The organism is uncultured Shewanella sp., assembly GCF_947495455.1.
Classification (GTDB): Bacteria; Pseudomonadota; Gammaproteobacteria; order Enterobacterales; family Shewanellaceae; genus Shewanella.
In genome coordinates this window covers 16,181-34,059 of the sequence record NZ_CANLZC010000023.1, presented here as the reverse complement: position 1 = coordinate 34,059, position 17,879 = coordinate 16,181, and the positions used below count along the sequence as shown (strand labels likewise).

Sequence of the window (17,879 nt, the reverse complement as noted above, 5' to 3'; positions counted from 1 at the left end):
TAGTTAAGAATTGTTTTTTGTATAAATAACCACTTTGTTTGAGCTAATAGAATGATTCTCTCGATTTTCTAAAGCCTATTATTTCAGCTTTTTTCAATAAAAAGGTGGGCAATTTTTTGCTCGTTTTGAGCAATTTTTTGCTCATTTTGAGCAAGTTATTGCTCGATTTCTTTCACGTTGAAAATGTTTTACCTTTAAAAACAACAGCTTTAAAAGTTGGCACACTAAATGCTTTATTGAGGATGAAATTTAGAAAAGTGGTCGTTACAGTGTGCTTCACCGTAGAAAGTCAAGAAGGCACTGTGCTCACTGTGCTCACTTTTCATGCATCGTTAGATCGTTCGAAGTAAGTTGGATAAAAAAGGACTTACTTTGTCATTTTGTTGGCCACACTCATGCCTACTATATGATAGGGCAAGCCAGTAAAATAACGACAGTTAAAAATAAATAAGTAGTTAATTAAAAAGGAATTAAACTATGCCAACACCATGTTATATCTCAATCGAAGGTCAAACTCAGGGTAACATTACTGCAGGTGCTTTCACTTCTGATTCTGTGGGTGATATCTTCGTTGAAGGTCATGAAGATGAGATGCTAGTGCAAGAGTTCAATCATATTGTAACAGTACCGACAGATCCTCAATCCGGCCAACCTTCGGGTCAACGTGTTCATAAGCCCTTTATCTTCACTGTTGCGTTAAACAAAGCGGTACCGCTCATGTATAACGCCTTATCAACGGGTGAGAAACTGACCTCTGTGGTATTAAACTGGTACCGCACTTCTATCGAAGGTAAACAAGAGCACTTCTTCTCAACCACATTAGAAGGAGCAACCATAGTAGATATCGATTGTCAAATGCCACATTGTCAAGATCCTTCGCAATCAGATTTCACTCAGCTCGTTAAAGTGTCGCTTGCTTATCGTAAGATTAATTGGGATCACACCATTGCGGGCACATCAGGTGCTGATGACTGGCGTAAGCCGACTGAAGCCTAAGGCTCAGTATGAATCGTGTTTTGCCCTATTGCTAATAGCGTATATTAGCGTACTTTTGCTAGAGTATGTTGCTAGGGCACATTTGTTAGAGCACATTTGTTAGGGCACTTTGTTAGAGTAATAGTGCAGTAGCAGTGTTTAATAATGAAAAGATAAAGGCTTCAACATGAAGCCTTTCATCTTTTTAAAGCGAGTGTATTGCTAAGTTTGTATTGCTAAGTTTGTATTGCTAAGTTTGTATTGATAAGTTAAGCGTGATGCGTAAGATGAGCAGAATTTAGCAATGCGCGCGTATTAGGGACTGGAATAAAAAGGATTTTTGAATGACAGCATCAACAACAGAGCAAGTGGCAACAGGTATATTAGCGGGCACAGGGCTGAGATATCAATTCTCTGCAGAAGGGCTAGATCCCGAGTGTTTTGCATTGACTGAGTTTCGTTTCAATGAGGGCTTATCCACGCCTTTTGAAGTGAAGTTGACCTTGCTGAGCCGTCAAAGCGATTTGAGTCCTATGGACATTGTCGATTTACCTGGGTTGATGCAATGGGCGGTGGATGGTGAAATCACCCGTCAAGTGCATGGTATCGTGAGTGATTTTACTAAAGGCGATACGGGTCATCATTATACTCAATACTATCTAACCTTAGTGCCTGCACTGTCGCGCTTAAAGCTGCGGCAAAATAGCCGAATTTTTCAAGCCACAGGCGTGCTGTCGATTATCTCTATTATATTAAATGAAATGGGGATCACTGATTTTGCGTTTAATTGCGATCCCGCGTTGAATGAGCGCTTACGTGAATATTGTGTGCAATATCGAGAAACGGATTTTGATTTTATTCATCGTCTCGCGGCCGAAGAAGGACTGGTTTATCATTTTGAGCATACCGCGACGGGCCATACCTTAGTCTTTAGTGATTCCAATTTAAAGCTGAGTTTCCTGCAAGCCCATGTGCCTTACAATGCCCTCAGTGGCGGAGTGTCCGGTGCGCCTTTTGTGCGGCAATTGACCTTAACCCATCAAGTCAAACCTGCCAGCGTGCAATTAAAAGATGCGAGCTTTAAAAATCCCAATTATACCTTTTTGCTAGAAAGCTTAGCCAATGATCTTGCGCACCAAAATACTAATTATGAACACTTTGATTTTCCCGGCCGCTTTAAAGACGATGACAACGGCCAAGTGTTTACGCAAGCAAGGTTGAATTATTTACGCCGTGACGCGGTGCAAGCTAAAGGAAAAGGCAATATTATTGCCATGCAAGCAGGCTATAAATTTCCTTTAACAGGCCACAGTGATGATGAAATTAATCGTGATTGGCTGCTTATTCAGGCCTGCCATGAAGGGGTACAAGGTGCCGGCGCGGAAGAAACCAACAGTACCACTCCTACCACCTTTAATAATCAATTTACTGTCATTCCAGCCAATAGCCCTTGGCAGGCCACACCTAATCCTAAACCTTTAGTGAATGGTGTGCAAAAAGCTGTGGTGGTGGGCCCTAAAGGGGAAGAGATTTATTGCGATGAGTTTGGCCGAGTCAAATTACAATTCCCTTGGGACAGATACAGCAATGGAGACGATGTCTCAAGCTGTTGGGTGCGAGTGAGTCAAGGCTGGGCGGGCAGTCAATATGGCATGATGTCGGTGCCGCGCATTGGTCATGAGGTTATCGTCTCTTTTATCGAAGGGGATCCCGACCAACCTATTATCACGGGTCGCACCCATAATGCGCTGAATTTACCCCCTTATCCTTTGCCTGAGCATCAAAGCCGCATGGTCATGAAAACCCAAACCCATCAAGGGGAAGGCAGTAACGAGCTGTATTTTGACGACGAAGTGGGTGAGGAAGAAATTTACCTGCATGCGCAAAAAGACATGAACACTCTAGTGGAAAATGATCATGTGCAAGACATTAAACAAGATCAACATCATCATATCGAAGGGGAACGTTTTACCCAAGTGAGTGGCAATGAGCATGTCAACATTGACGGTGAAAGCCGTACATTAGTCAAGAAAAATCATCATCTGCAAGTCAGTGGCAGCTTACATGTCAAAGCGGGCAAAATGTGGGTGGATGAAGCCAGCAGTGAAATACATATTAAAGCGGGCCAAAAAGTGGTGATTGAGGCAGCATCTGGCATCACAGTCAAAGCAGGAGGCAGTTTCGTGAAAGTGGACAGTGGCGGCGTGCATGTGTCGGGCTCAGCCATTAACCTTAATGCGGGCGGCGGCAAAGGCAGTGGCAGCGGCGCTAGCCCGCAAAAACCGACTTTACCCGAAACCCTTGACGATGCCATTAACCCCGAGGCCGCGGAACTGGCCATACAGGCCGCCACACTTGAAACCACATTAGGTGAAGCCAACTTTGATTACACCGCCGTGACGCTTGCTGCCAATGAAGCGCCAGCAGAGCCCTCTGCAGCGCCTGCGGCGGGAGAAAATGCAAGCCAAGCCACAGTTGCTGTCACGCCTGCTTTAAAACACAAATTGATTATTGATCAACGTGAAGACGCTGCAATCACTCAGGCTTGTCAAAAACAAGCTGATGGCTCTTGTCCACTCACTGATTGCCCCTGTCGATAAGGTGTGATGGATATGACATTAACCCTACCTAAACACGATAGCGATGGGATCATGTTATCTCATTATCTAGTGGCGCATGCTCACCCAGAATTAGCACGAGAAATATATACCTATGCGGGTCATGCCGATATCGCACCTCTTTATATTGATACACCCCTTGCGGATTTCATTGAGCAAAGTCCTTATGTGGTTAATCTTTTTCAAGGTGATCCGCTCTTTGAAGTGTTTCAATCCAATGCTCAACAATTATTCGCTAATCTAGAGTCTGTTGCTCAAAATCAAGCGCCTTTGTCGGGGATCATTGTCTCTGTTAGAGCAACGGTGTCTTTTGACATGGTGTTAGCTTATCTCCGTCATCGAGTATTGATCCAATTTTCGGGTAAACGAAAAGGTGTATTTCACTTTCAAAACCCTAATGTTGCTCGGTATTTTTTTGGAGAAGCTCAGCTCAAAGACACTCAAGAATGGATGGGGCCCTTATTATATCTGCATTGGTATGAGCAATGGTACAGTGGCGGGGAAGAGGTTCAAGGTCAATGGCGACAAGTTGAAAACCCAGAGCCGAGTTATGATCTGTGTCATGACAGTGATTCGGCAGAGCCTCAAGCCTTGTTTCCGTTATGGCAATTACGAGAGTCGCAGCAACAAGCATTAGAGTTGCAATTTGATGACAAAAATATTGTGCGTTTTTTTAAAGAGAGCAGGCAATCAATGCCCAGTGTAGGCGAACGTAATTTATATCGTACTTATATCAAACAAGCTGAGCAATTGGGTTTTTATCAAGTGCAAGAGTTAGATGCTTATTTTCATCTACGTCAACAATATCCTCAAATTAATCAAGCGCGCTTGTCTGATCCTAGCTTGAATGCACTCAGTGCTCACGAAAAATTACAATGTTTAGAAACCATGTTAAGAAAGGATGCTTTATATGTCTGTGAATAAAATTAGCCAAGGACCGGCCTGTGATGGTGCGGGGAAAAAACTCTTTATTGAGGTCACGGGCATTGATCACAATGATGCACAAAGCATTAAATTATTTGATGAAACGGATCAAATAGAACAAGAGTTTCTTGAAAAACATGTAGAAACAGAAATGCTTGATGATTCATGTATTCATAGCTGGAACTGCTGCGAACAACCCAGTCTATTGAATGCTTGGTTGGCGGTCAAAACGGGATCAGAAGAGAACACTGAATCGAAAGATATCATGCTGCCTCTGTACGATGCCGTGGTGCAGTCAAAGCGGGTTGCGGATGATAGGCAAAATTATTTATTGCATGCCATTATGCCGCTGACCTTAATGCCCAGCTTTGATACTTCCCTTAAAGACAGAGACAGGTTAGCGCCCGTACGTAATGGCTATTTATATGTGTTTTATCGCGGCCGAGCATGGCGAGAGATTGAAATTCGCACTCAAGATGATGGTAGTGTACAGCTTAGAGATGTGCATCTTTATGCTTATCGTGCAGGGCGGAATAAGCCATTGAGCAGCGATCCCCGTGTGGCAACGGGTGTGCCACTCAATGATATTTGGCTGCCCGCTAAAGATAATGAAGACGGGACTCATTTACGCATCGCTTACTCAGAAGTGCAATGGAGTGGTGCAAGAATTAACTTTCTTGAAAAAACTGAAGATGCGTTAGCCGAGCGAACAGTGGCGTTTTCTCAGGTCAATATAGATAGAGACAAAGACTTAGTTAAGGCTTCAACCTTAGAGCCGATGCGCACACGGGCTGTGGAGGTCGAACTGGAATTGGCTAATCCTTTGCTGTTCAATCGCGATTTATCTGGCGATTATATGAGTAGCCTGTATCAAAAAGTCAAAGCGGAGCAAGATCAGCTGCAAAAAGGGGGCAGTGGAGCGCTTGAGGTATTTAAAAATAACTCAGAGTTAGCATTAGAATATGGCGCCAAATGCGCGGCACTGGCAGAGATCACAAGCTCGGCCAATCAAGGCATAGCATTTGATGATGTGGGTCAGTCTACTGATTATCTTAACGATGCTAAAGCGCGAAAGCTATATGTGCTGCCTTTTGCCGACCAAAGCTTTATATTACGCCACCATAGCGCTATGACTCTGTCTTGTTTTAGGTATTTACAAGATGTGCAAGCTCAAGCGGGGCAAGAGCCTCATGTGCAAAGTGCCGAATTAGTCCAGCGCATTATTATGCCCAAAAAGATGGGCGATAAAACCAATCCCTACCATAAATTCAATGATGAGCTTAATGCCAACTATGGTGCTGCCTTTCATCGCCGCATTCGCACTATCGAGCGCAGTCAGTTTCGCCATGATTGCCGAGTGTTACAAGATTCATTGGCTAACGTGTTTAATGATGAACAAACCGCCATTTGCCTTAAAGATTTCAGCTCACTCAATGATATCAATGGCGCAACGGCCCATATTTTGGCGGGCAGAGCCGTGGGGGCACTTAATATGGATCCCGACGCCATGGATACTTTATTGCCAAATGAGGACAAAAAGCCCCACGCGCATTTAGCCACGTTAGCCTCTTTTCTGAACCCTGAGGATAAACATCCGCTGCATTCGATTTTATTTGTCAGTACCGATGAGGTGCCACTCGATAGCAAGTATACGCCACCTGAGGCGGATAACGATGGCTCAGGTTTGGCCAATCCTGCCAACATTGCTCGCTGGGCCGATGATAATCTGCTCATGAGTGAAGATAAAATCGAGACCCTTGATTTATTGCTGGCCACCAAAATGGTGGATAACGGTGAAGAGCAGTTTGGCAACTTTAGGCGCATATCTGGCGTGATAGGTAATGTTTTTGAAGGCCTGTTTGAACTTTTACTCAAGTTACAAACGGAGGCGATGAAGCAAAGTACGCAGATTAATTTTACTGCTTTGTATGCCCCAGCTTTGAGCACCTTAAAAGCGGTAAATTCTAAGTATTTAAGTGAAATGGTGTATGTGCCCACCACAGGTGAAGCGGTAAAAGGTTACGTGGTGGGCGTGCACGGCGCGGGGCTGAAATATGGCGTCACACAAGCTGAGAAAGCCTATAAATACCAAAAAGGCAAAGGTAATGTGGCCTATGGCAGCTTGCACGATGACAATGGCCAGTTAATCGCCTCCACCAAAAAGTCACAGTTTAAGCCAAGAACCAAAGCCCTAAGTCGCCAAAAGGCTTCCGTGGTGGTCGTGCCCGAAAACAGTGAGCTGGCCAAAGATAAAATGAAGCTGAAACAAGTACTGGATGATTTGCATAAAGAAGGCCGCAGTATCAGCAACAGCTATGAAAAATTACGACTACCTTATTGGCTGGTGGCCATTGAGATCATTAATTTACAGAAGACTATTGAAGGCTTAAAAACAGAAAGTAATGCTACAAAAATAGGTGCGAATGTAACAAGTGCTGTAGTTGATTTGAGTATTGCTCTTGTGAATGCCTATAAACTGACGGCGAGCGATGCTTCTCGAATCGTGAAGTTGAGTGATAAAGTGTTGCACAGCTTTTCGGCTGATACCGTTGCTCGTTTTACCTTTGCCTCGGGTAAGATCAAGTTAGTTCAGCATTTGCAGTTATTAAAAGTAGCCAGTTTTGCTGCCGGTATGCTCACTGCGGGCATTGCGGTGTGGGATAGTGTGCGGCTTTATAGTGCAAAAGATAACGATGCGGCCATGGCCATGGGCATGGTGGCGGTGGGCACCGCCATGACCAGTATTGCCTCTACTTTTTTCACAAGCAGTGGCTTTTTAGGCTTTGGCCCCATAGCTTGGCTCGGCATAGGCATTGCGGTAGCAGGGGGCCTGCTGTATTACTACTTTAAAGACACTCCCATAGAGACATGGCTGAAAAACGGCCCCTTTGGTGAGGAGCCAGCAATGGATGGTGATTATGCCAAATTGCAAGAGCCTCAAGAGGCCTTTATGCAGCTGATTAATATTATCATGTCGCTGTCTATCAGTACTTATTCTATCGATAAAATCAAATTTCCACCCGAGGCCATCGCCAAATTTAAGCAGAGGAGTGTCACCCACGGTATTTTAGTGCGCAGTAATTTGTTACAGTTACTCAATGCCGAGCAAGTGAACTTGCGCTTTTTTGCCCGCCAAGCCATTAAAAAGGGCACTCAACAACTCACTCGAGCAACGCCTACTCCGCCGACGCCCAGCATTGAGATTATTCAACAAGCTAAAGTGAACAGTCCAGTTATTGAGACCATTGATACTATTGAGGGCAAACTATACCTGTTGAACTTTAACCTTAAGGTACCAAAAGAAAAGTCAGAGCTCACGTGGATCCCTGCTGGCACGCGTATCGAGAAATTTGAGCCCCACTTTAGTGTGCGGGCGCAATTAAGCATAAATGACTTAGCCTTTCCCCGTTTGCCTCTCGATCAGCTGACTCAAAAGGCGAACCCTAAAGCTGAGCCTCAATTTACAGATAACGATTATTATTGGGCCGATGAGCAGCATTATCCCTTGAGATAACAATAACAATTTTTTGAGAGCTTAGCCTCTAATGAAACATTAAGGAAGAACATGAGCGCATCGTTAAAACACGTTGACTATCAACAAGTTGATAATCATCATTATAAAATGAGTGCTTATCGCAGTGATAAGCCAATAGCAGACAAAGTGATCCCCCCTAAGGGCTTATGGGAACTGTCTATCCGTAAAGGGACACATTTACCTTTTACTAAACCCAGTAGCATGATTTCCCCCCAGCTAGCCTCAGGGTTTAAGCCTTCAGAGTACCGAGAAATACAAGATAAACTCACCTCAGGGGAGCGGCATTTATACTGGAATGAGACCGTTTTAAAAGAAGAAAAAATGAGTGCTTGGGGAGGATTGTATTTAACGACTTCAGTGGTGGCAAAGTTTATCGCGTTATATATGATCCCTTTTAGTTGTGTGGTGACTTTTGTTCTTGCGCTGTTTAGTCAGTATTTTTCTTTTCAAGATTTATTAGAATATTATTATTATTTATTTATTTATTTATTTATTCCCTGTGCACTACTTTGGGGGCAATTGGTGTTGATGGACAAAGGCTACTTTACCCCTTGGTTTTTAAAGGCCAAAAAGCATTATGAGCTTAATCGAAAAACTGGCATGGTGACCTTGTATAAAGGCAATGGTAAAGCTCGCTTTAGTCATCCGTTTCATGAGTTTGATTGTATTTTAACTTCCAGCCCCACACCCCAAGGTGCCATGAACTATGGGCTATTTTTGGTACATAGATATAACGGCTATTCCTTTGGTGTGCCGCTGCACAGCTTGATGCCGGGCAGTCCGAAAGTGGCGGAATATCATTACCTGTGGAACATGGTACAGGCCTATATGGATGTGACGTCCCCCATGCCGGATATTTTAGTGTTAGAGCCTGCCCGAGAAAAAGACCCCACCACCAAAGCTTTTGATGATAAGGGCCTGCGAGGGTCTGAACGTGATAGCCATTTTTGGCGCAACATGAGTGATGAGGATTTTGAGCAAACCTTAACGGCTATCGCTAAGAACCAGTGATGCAGATTTAAAATTATCATTGAGCAATAACCCTGCAGGGAAGCCAACTTTGATTACACCGCCGTGACGCTTGCTGCCAATGAAGCGGTAGAGCCCTCAGCGAATGAAAAGATAGAGGTAGAGCCTTCAGCGAATGAAAAGCCAGAGCCCTCAGCGAATGAAAAGTCAGCGCCTGCGGCGGGTAAAGAAACAGATGCACAAGAACCAAAGTTAGCCGTCGATAGTCAAATTGCCGCCTTAAAGTCTGACGATCCTGTTTGCGAAGTCTGTGAGCAAGGATAAACACATGATAATCGATGAACTCACATTAACGGCTTTAACTGAGCATGCCAAAGAAACTTGTTATTTATTATTAGATGGCAGCAAAATTGATAAATTAGAACAAAAGCTATATCAATTTCTAGAAAACCCAAACTATGAGCCCGTGTATTTATTTGAGCCATGGAATGCGTTAAGAGAAGTGGGGCCGTGTCTAGTGCAAATCAATTTAACGGCGGATCTCGATAAGCGTTTATTGGGCTGGTTTATTCAAAGTGAAGCACGAAAACACGGGTATATTTTTTCCAGTTTATTGCCGTTAGAAGAACAAGCCGAGAGCTTGCGCAGTTATATTCAAGTGCTTAGCCCCTATAAGAGTAAAGTCATTTACAAGCAGGCGGATCCTGAAGTGGCATGGCGATTGATGTCAATCGATACTGGTTTTTTATGGCTCAATGTTGAGCGCGCATGGATCCCTATTACACCTCCTGCATTCATCAAAAAAGAGGGCCAAAAAGAGTGTCAAAAAGAGGGCCAAAAAGAGCAGTGGCATTATTTAGAGAATCCTCGAAAAACCATTAACCCTATTCAACAAGAAGAGGGCGCCCTGTGGCGGTTAACCGATGCGCAGTGGGCATTGCTGGGGGAGGTGAGTTATCAAAATTTACTGGCCAAGCTCCATTTGCATGTGCAGCAGTGGTTTCCTGAATTAGCTAAGCGGTTACAGCAGCCACAAAATGAGAGAGGCCCAAATGAGAAAGATCAAGATAAGAGAAACATGCGTTTTTGGGCCGATTTTGCTAAGAGAAAAGGCTTTAGCCAAGAAAGAGATCTCTATTATTTTTTCAATCTACTAGGTTATTTAGGCGAGGCAGCCGTATTGAATAAACAGTATTCCGATATCGAGCAGCTATTGAGTCAGCCCTGCCAACTCACACCTTCACAACGTATCGCCCTTGCCGCCGAAAAAGCCGAAGCCATTAGCGGTGCCCACAGCGATGAAAAAGTCCACAGCGATGAAAAGGCCCACAGCGATGAAAAAAGCAGAGTTATTCGCCAAGAAAGAGCCAGTAGCAGTGCCCAAGGCGTGATAGCAGAAAGCGCCCGCAGCGATGAACAAATAGTCAATCAAGGAGGATCCATTTGATGAGCAGTGCCAATACCGCGGCCAGAGCGGCCAGAAGCAAAGAAGCCGATAACCCAGTGTCATCATGCCCGCTCATGGGCGGCAGCGTGCAGCTTATTCCTCTGAGATATGGATTGTGTGAGGGCAGTGATGAGCAATTGGATAGGGGGAATCTTGAAATGCCCTATCAAACTGAGTCTAAGCCCTTAGGCATAAGGTTGTTGCGAGATGGTTGGCTGTATATTGTGGTGCCAAAAAAGGATAGCACCCTTTTACATGAGTATCGCATCGAGCAAGGCATTATCACTCAGCTGCTTTGGCGCGGCGGCGAGGTCGGCAGTGATGAACGTACAAATGAGGTGGGTGAAGCTAAGCTGATTTTCAGTAAAGCCACCCCTATTTTTACGGCTTATTCTGAGGTGCAGTGGACGGCGGTAAAATGCAGCCAAGTGATAAAAAGCGCGGCGGAACGCGAGCATTTTATGCAACAGGTGGCGCTGGATAATATCGATGCCATCGAGGGTAATGAGCATGTGTTGACGCCAGAGCAAATGCAGCGCCAGTTAGCAGAAGTGGCCGCCGAGCCGAGCGCACAAGATCCTGTAAAGGCCATCACTCAAGATCAAGATTACAAGTGGGAGCATCAGGCGCTATACCGACGTATACAGCCAGAGGAGCTTATCCATGATATCGATCCCGATCATGAATACGCCTACCTGTATTTAGTGGTAAAGGATGATATAGGTGTACTTAGGGATTTAGCCAGTTATCAAGATTTATTAGTGGATCACATCATAGACTGGGGCGAGGATGATCAACGTCAAAAGGCTTATGTAGAAGCTTGCTATATCGAAACCTTGCTGGAAATGAACCATGAAAAGTTGATCGAAGCCACTAAGGTTGAAGGCGAGCAATACGCTAAATTAAAAGATGAGCTGAACGACAAGCAAAAGCAAAGCATTATCGATTGGGTTGATGCTAAGCAGCAATATGGCCAGCATAGCACTGTGGCAGCGAACTTGTTTGTGAAATTAAGGAAAACCTTAGGGCCTGAGTTAGCGACGAAATACCAAGACTTTATTTTTGAACTGGAGTCACAATATGACAAAGAGCTCAACGGCGTGCCATTTTGGCACTTTTGGGACGGTGAGGTTGGCGCAAAGGGGATAGTAGATGTCATTCGTCAGAATGACATGCAGGCTTTTTTAGCCGAGCAGCGGCAAAAGTTGCAAGAGTGGAACCAAAAGTTGGATGCCGTCAGCCGCGACAGGGCTAATTTACTGGGCCACTTTTACCATGCCGCTTGGTATTTCGATGCTAACAGCGATAGTCAGGCGTTAGCGGCTCTCGCTACTGAATATGCCTGTATCAAAGATATTTGTCGTAATGAGCAAGCCATTGAAGCGGTAAAAGCTATTCAAGACAGTTTATTACTGACCTCAGTGCCACTGTTTTACACTCAGTCCAATGCGGATCTGGTGGCACTGCAAAAAGACATTTCTGGTAAAATCAAAGATGCAAAAGTGCTAGTGGATGCCAGCGGTGACGTGGCTGGTATTAATGATCTCAGTGCCAATATTAATAGTTTGTTGCTTGAGAAAATGCCAAAAGTTAATCAACTTTCAGAGCAGATGAGTGTGTTTTATGGCCTAAACATGGCTGCCATGGCACCCATTAGGCAATTAGAATTAGCCGATGGCATGCAAAACATCTCCGAGTATATCAATAAAGGTAGAGCGCTCAATCCTGCTAAAGTGCTACGGGATTTAAGTCACGCCACTTGGTTAAGTTTATTGCGCGCCGTGTCACAAACTGGTATCACGATCGAATTAGCCTCGCAAGGTGAGGTGCAGCAATTTGACCGTCACTGGCAACAAGCTCAGGCGCTGCGCGAGGAAAACACGCAATTGAAAAACCGCATTCGCGAGGCTGAAGTTTCAGCAAGGCGCACTGGGCGTAGAAGCCCTCAAATTGCTCAGTGGCGCCAAAATCGCAAGCAAAATCAGTTGAAGCTTGATGCGTTAGAGCCGCAGCTGGCGCAAGCCATGAGTCCTGTGGGGGACGGCCCCAGTCAAGTCGGGGTGCAAATTAAAGGCCTTAGTGCCGAGCAGCATAGTATGTTGGCTAAGATGACAGTGGATCATCAACATTATAAAACCGCCAGTAGTGCCTTTAAACCTAGCACACTCGATATGTTAGGTGTGGTTGTGGCTGTGTATCAGTTAGTTAATGCAGCAAAGGTGACAAAGGAATATTCCAGTTCTAATACTGTTGATATTTATGGGTTATTCATCAATGTAGGTAATGGCCTCAGTGCTGGCTTTGCTGCGGCTCAAGGGCTAGCAGTAAGCAGTAACAAGCATTATCTTACGCAATATCAAAGTGCAGCAGCTGAAGTGCACTTTAGTGCCAAGATTGGTAGGTTAACCGCGGTGTTTGGTATCGGAGCCTATGGGTTTGGAATAATCGCCTCAGCGGCTGAAATATTAAACCAAGCCGATAAATTCCAACTAGCCCTTAAACAAGGTGATAGCGATGGTATGTTAAAAGCGAGCCTTAGTTTAAGTACTAATGTTGGCCTTGCGGGAGTGAACTTTTGGGGGATTATGCATACAGGGCGAATAACCCTTGATGTTATGAGAATGCAACCACAACTTAGAGCTGCCGCATGGGCAGCGAATGCGGGGCGCTTACTGAGTATTGGTTTTAAGGTGACGCTATTGGGGGTGGGAGTGTCTTTTTTGCAATGGGGGGCAATGGCACTGATTAATCAGATGCAATTGAGTGAGCGTAATCAATGGCTCATGGACTCCTCATGGGGCACTAATACGACTAATATCAGTTTAGATGAAAGTAATATGCAGTTGGCCCGTGTGACCGAAGTGCCGCAATTAAGCATTAAGGTATACAGTCAAGGTCATGCCGCAGTATTAAGTTTCCCCGGTATTCTAACCAAAGATTTAAATGCTGCGCGAGTCAAAATTGCTGCTTATTGGCTGCAAAACCACACCCGTAACGATTGGGTGGCAGCCACTGAAAGCTTGCAGCATCAATGGCGGGTCATGAGCAAACCTGATGAGGCCTTAGTCATAGGCTTGCCTATTTACCCTAATGAAGCTAATGCCGAGCATGGTTTGGCGTTGGCTGTACATTATCGTCCCACCCCCGAGTCAGTAAAAGATGACGTATTGTATTTTCAGGTTGAACAGTTAGGTCATGAACAAGGGGTGAAAAGAGTTGGCATGTTAAAAACCCGTCAGCAAAATGCGCCCTTAATACAGTTGCGTCTTGAAGACATGCTTTAACTTATTCGTTCAATGTTAATGGAACCATGGATAAGCAATGATATTTAAAAAAAATAAAGCTCATAAAAGTCAACAGAATGAGCCTTTAATCGATGCCCACCCAAACAATCGTCCCAATGCGGGGGATGTACGTAAGCATGGTTTGAGTCAAAGCTTGTTTATCTCGCCGCTGCCGTTACCCACGGGGGCTGAAGCGGCAGATCATAATGGTAGCTTTATTGAGGTTAATGAGGCTTATCTCGATGTTGGGAGCAGTAATTATGGCAAGTTTTTTCAGGTGCAAATGTACACATCTTTGATGACCATGGTCACCATTTTTTTTATTGCTATGTTCGCTTTTGTTGTGCATGTAGAAATATCACGTCCCATTAAACCCATGTCAGAGTTAGATGTGCGTATCGAACGTGAGCTGTTTGGTCGTTCTGCCGCAGATTCAAGTGTACCGCAAAAAAGAGAGCCGAGTCAGGTCGTCATGACCATTTTATCGAAAGAAGGGCTGGGATTTTTTGGTATTTGGCTATTGTTGGCTGGTGCAGGTACTTATACTGTTTTAACCACAACTTTTGAAAAAGCGCGGCAGCGGCCCATACGTTTTCATCGCCAGCGGCGAGAAGTGTGCTTTTTTAATGAGGGCAGTGACAGACCTATCATTTGCCCTTGGGAGGATGTAGTCGCTTGGGTATCCACCTCCATCGGCTCCACAGGCGCCAATGTGATGCAAACTCATACTTTTGGCATGGCCTTTGAAGATAAGAAGACAGATCAATATTGGTTTTTCACTCATGGTGTGGTTAACCCTGCGACGGCGTTAATGAAGTGGGAGGCCATTCGTGCTTTCATGGAGCTGGGAGTGGAGCATTGCCCGCCAAAAGCAGAGTATGAGGGCTTACATACCTTTAAGGCCAATCGTGAGCGTCAATATTACAGTTTTGCTCATAGCCCAAAGTTTTGGTTTAAAGTGCGTATGCTAGATTTTTCAGAATCTTATTTAGGCATGGGATTGAACGTTATTTGGAATGTCATGTGCTGGTGGAAATTCCCTTACTGGGTGGCGGAGTGGGATCATAAATACAGTATGAAAGCTATGCCTAGTACCATTGATGATTGGTCTAAGCCATTGCCTGAGTCAGAATGGGCCAAACCTAGTGCGCTATCGGTGAAACACACTAAGGCTTTGACTCAATACCTTAGCGAGGGTGGCGAGTTTATGGATTACTGCAAGGAGCGCTTACAGCCAGATCTGCATGCCGCAATGAGAGCTGGAAATAAGGCTCAAAGTGATAATGCAAGCAAAACAGATAATAAAAAAGACAAGATAGCGTAGAACATGAGCGCATCGTTAAGCAGTGCAGATAAAAACAACAGTGAAGTCAATACCTCTTATGGTGAGGGGAAGGCTGAGCAACAAAGGGTGCTTATGCTTACAAGTGGTGAAACTGTCGAGCATAAAGGTACCATTCGCATTGGATTGGGGCCAAAACCTGTGAATACGGGCCGTGAACCTGTGAGCGTCACTCATTTTTTATCACAATATACGCCGCAATTTATCGAGTTTAGCCAAGTGAATGCCAGTGTGCCCATTATGCAACTGTTTGTCTGGATGCGGGTGAGTATTTTGTGCATGTTTTTTTATGGGGTGTATTGGTCGCTAACTGCTGCAAAATATTCATTAGTGTCTTTGCCATTGACTTTACCTGTGCTACTTGCACTTTGTTTTTGGTTTTGGCATGAGCAAAAAGATCTCGCTCAAGAGTCGGCCAGTGTCTTGCCGTTGCGATTTCATGGTCAGCGTCAAGCAGTCATGCTATCCAGACTTAAACAATTTCAGCCACCTAAACGGCCACAAGTGTGGGATAAAGACAGCACAGTAGCGTTAATGTTTGCGTCTTATTTATTACTAGGTGTGGGGGGAGTTTTTTTATTAAGTAGTTTATATCGATATTTTATAGAAGCGAAATCTATAGGGCTGGATGAAGTGCTTTGGTGTGGTCTTCCTTTAATTTTAGGATCTTTTGCTTGTTATAAATTCATTAAACCTTGGCGAGTGTATTGGCGGCAGTTGAAGGTTTATCAAGCTGAGCATGGCAAGGATGAGGGAGAAGAGCTGGTCTCAGTACCTTGGGAACAAGTGCGAGTGGAATATCAATCATCCAGTTTAATGAATTTGTGGGGTGGCACTAGCATGCAAAAATTAGTCTTTAGCGCGCCAATAATGGCTGATAAAGCTGTGGAGTATAATATTGCTGCGGTGGCGATCCCTGTGCATTCACGAGATGAAGCCTTTAGTTTATATGAAACGATCCGCCAGTACATGCTAACCAATGGCCGCTCTATGAGTGAAAGCGCCCTCAGTAAAACAAAAGTGAACAACGATAAAAGTGCCGACAGCGAACACAATGCCGATAGCGAACAAGGTGCCAACAGCGAACAAAGAGCCCAGCCCACTTATAACCGTGAAGGCTATAAGCGACACTTGGCAAAGCGCTGGAAGCAAAGTCCGGTGATGTATGTTTTTTGGCGGCTGTGGTATTGGCTAACCTTACGTTATTTAGCCCATGTGATGTTGGAATACCAACATGATGTTTACCCAAAAAAAGTGCGCAATCGCGGTGATATCAAAGCGTGGTCGGTGGCTATCCCTGAAAGTGAATGGCAAACCACATCAGTTGAATTAATGGCACTTAATGACAAACTTGAGTCCTTGTATGCACAAGGATACAGCTGGGAAAGCGAAGCAGTGCAGGATCTTTTGGCCAAGCAAAGAAACAGCAAAGCTTAACAACATAAGTAATAAAAAATGCAGGGAAGCGATGTTCCAGTTGTTTAAAAAAAAGAAATCGAAAAAGGATGACCGTTCTCTAACAACAGAGCTTACGCCTCACCCGAATACTCGCCCCAGCGCGGGGGATGTAAAAAATCAGGGCACCAGCCAGTCGCTGTTTATCTCGCCGCTGCCGTTACCCACGGGGGCTGAAGCGGCGGATCATAATGGTAGCTTTATAGAGGTCAATGAGGCTTATCTCGATGTGGGCAGCAGTAATCATGGTAAGGCTTTTCAGGTTCAGGCTGCAGTATTTATTATGACTTTGATAATGATTGTTAATATATGCTTATTGTCACTAATTTTCTATAAAGAAATATCACGGCCGATCCAGCCCATGTCAGAGCTAGATGCCCGTTTTGAGCGAAAGCTGTTTGGCAGCTCTGCCTCAGACTTAAATATAACGTTAACAAGAGAACCGAGTCAGGTATTGATAACCCTTTTATCAAAAGAGGGCGCGGGGATTTTTGCTACTTGGTTACTTCTGGCAGGATTATGTATTTATTCGATTGTTGATACCACCTTAAAAAAAGCGCGGCAGCGGCCGCTCCGTTTTCATCGCCAGAGGCGAGAGGTGTGCTTTTTTAATGAGGGCAGTGACAGACCTATCATTTGCCCATGGGAGGATGTGGTGGCTTGGGTATCCACTTCGACAGGGACGAATGGCGCCAATGTGATGCAAACTCATACTTTTGGCATGGCCTTTGAGGATAAAGCCGCAGATAAATATTGGTTTTTTACTCAAGGTGTGCCTATGCCTAGCATGGGACTGACTCAGTGGGAAGCCATTCGTGCCTACATGGAGTCCGGCATTGAGGCGCTGCCCGATTATGTGGTTAAGCGTATCGGCGAGTATGAGGGCTTACATAGCTTTAAGGCCAATCGAGAGCGTCAATATTATAGTTTTGCTCATAGCCCAAAGTTCTGGTTTAAAGTGCGCATGCTAGATTTTTCAGAATCCTATTTAGGTATGGGATTGAACTTTATCTGGAATGTCATGTGCTGGTGGAAATTCCCTTACTGGGTGGCGGAGTGGGATCACAAATACAGTATGAAAGCTATGCCTAGTACCATTGATGATTGGTCTAAGCCATTGCCTGAGTCAGAATGGGCCAAACCTAGTGCGCTATCGGTGAAACACACTAAGGCTTTGACTCAATACCTTAGCGAGGGTGGCGAGTTTATGGATTACTGCAAAGAGCGCTTACAGCCAGATCTGCATGCCGCAATGAGAGCTGAAAATAAGGCTCAAAGTGATAATGCAAGCAAAACAGATAATAAAGAAGACAAGATAGCGTAATTGTCA

The 17,879-nt window shown here is 44.7% G+C and carries 11 protein-coding genes; all 11 read left to right on the top strand.

The window, feature by feature from the left end:
- Positions 1 to 477: 477 nt before the first annotated feature.
- Entirely contained in the window at positions 478 to 996 is a 519-nt protein-coding gene (locus Q0791_RS08515) for an Hcp family type VI secretion system effector (protein WP_299004832.1), read from the top strand.
- A 323-nt stretch (positions 997 to 1,319) separates the two neighbouring features.
- Positions 1,320 to 3,575 carry a type VI secretion system tip protein TssI/VgrG gene (gene tssI, locus Q0791_RS08510; RefSeq protein ID WP_299004829.1) on the top strand — a complete coding sequence of 752 codons (2,256 nt, stop codon included), beginning with the start codon at positions 1,320 to 1,322 and terminating at the stop codon, positions 3,573 to 3,575.
- 12 nt (positions 3,576 to 3,587) lie between these two features.
- Positions 3,588 to 4,517: a DUF4123 domain-containing protein gene (locus Q0791_RS08505; RefSeq protein WP_299004826.1), complete on the top strand. Its 930-nt coding sequence runs from the start codon at positions 3,588 to 3,590 to the stop codon at positions 4,515 to 4,517.
- Positions 4,504 to 8,031 (top strand): hypothetical protein, encoded by a 3,528-nt coding sequence (locus tag Q0791_RS08500; RefSeq protein WP_299004824.1) that lies wholly within the window; start codon positions 4,504 to 4,506, stop codon positions 8,029 to 8,031. Before Q0791_RS08505 ends, Q0791_RS08500 begins: the two co-directional genes overlap by 14 nt.
- A gap of 51 nt (positions 8,032 to 8,082) precedes the next feature.
- On the top strand, positions 8,083 to 9,063 hold the full coding sequence (locus Q0791_RS08495; protein WP_299004823.1) for a hypothetical protein: 981 nt from the start codon (positions 8,083 to 8,085) through the stop codon (positions 9,061 to 9,063).
- Positions 9,064 to 9,126: 63 nt separating this feature from the next.
- Positions 9,127 to 9,345, top strand: a complete 219-nt coding sequence (locus Q0791_RS08490; RefSeq protein WP_299004822.1) for a hypothetical protein — start codon at positions 9,127 to 9,129, stop codon at positions 9,343 to 9,345.
- 4 nt (positions 9,346 to 9,349) lie between these two features.
- Positions 9,350 to 10,468: a DUF4123 domain-containing protein gene (locus Q0791_RS08485; RefSeq protein WP_299004820.1), complete on the top strand. Its 1,119-nt coding sequence runs from the start codon at positions 9,350 to 9,352 to the stop codon at positions 10,466 to 10,468.
- Entirely contained in the window at positions 10,468 to 13,752 is a 3,285-nt protein-coding gene (locus Q0791_RS08480) for a toxin VasX (RefSeq protein WP_299004818.1), read from the top strand. The genes Q0791_RS08485 and Q0791_RS08480 overlap by 1 nt, the downstream gene beginning before the upstream one ends.
- 37 nt (positions 13,753 to 13,789) lie before the next feature.
- Positions 13,790 to 15,076: a DUF6708 domain-containing protein gene (locus tag Q0791_RS08475; RefSeq protein WP_299004815.1), complete on the top strand. Its 1,287-nt coding sequence runs from the start codon at positions 13,790 to 13,792 to the stop codon at positions 15,074 to 15,076.
- Positions 15,077 to 15,079: 3 nt separating this feature from the next.
- Positions 15,080 to 16,531 (top strand): hypothetical protein, encoded by a 1,452-nt coding sequence (locus tag Q0791_RS08470; RefSeq protein ID WP_299004812.1) that lies wholly within the window; start codon positions 15,080 to 15,082, stop codon positions 16,529 to 16,531.
- Between the two features lie 31 nt (positions 16,532 to 16,562).
- On the top strand, positions 16,563 to 17,873 hold the full coding sequence (locus Q0791_RS08465) for a DUF6708 domain-containing protein (protein ID WP_299004809.1): 1,311 nt from the start codon (positions 16,563 to 16,565) through the stop codon (positions 17,871 to 17,873).
- Positions 17,874 to 17,879 lie beyond the last annotated feature (6 nt).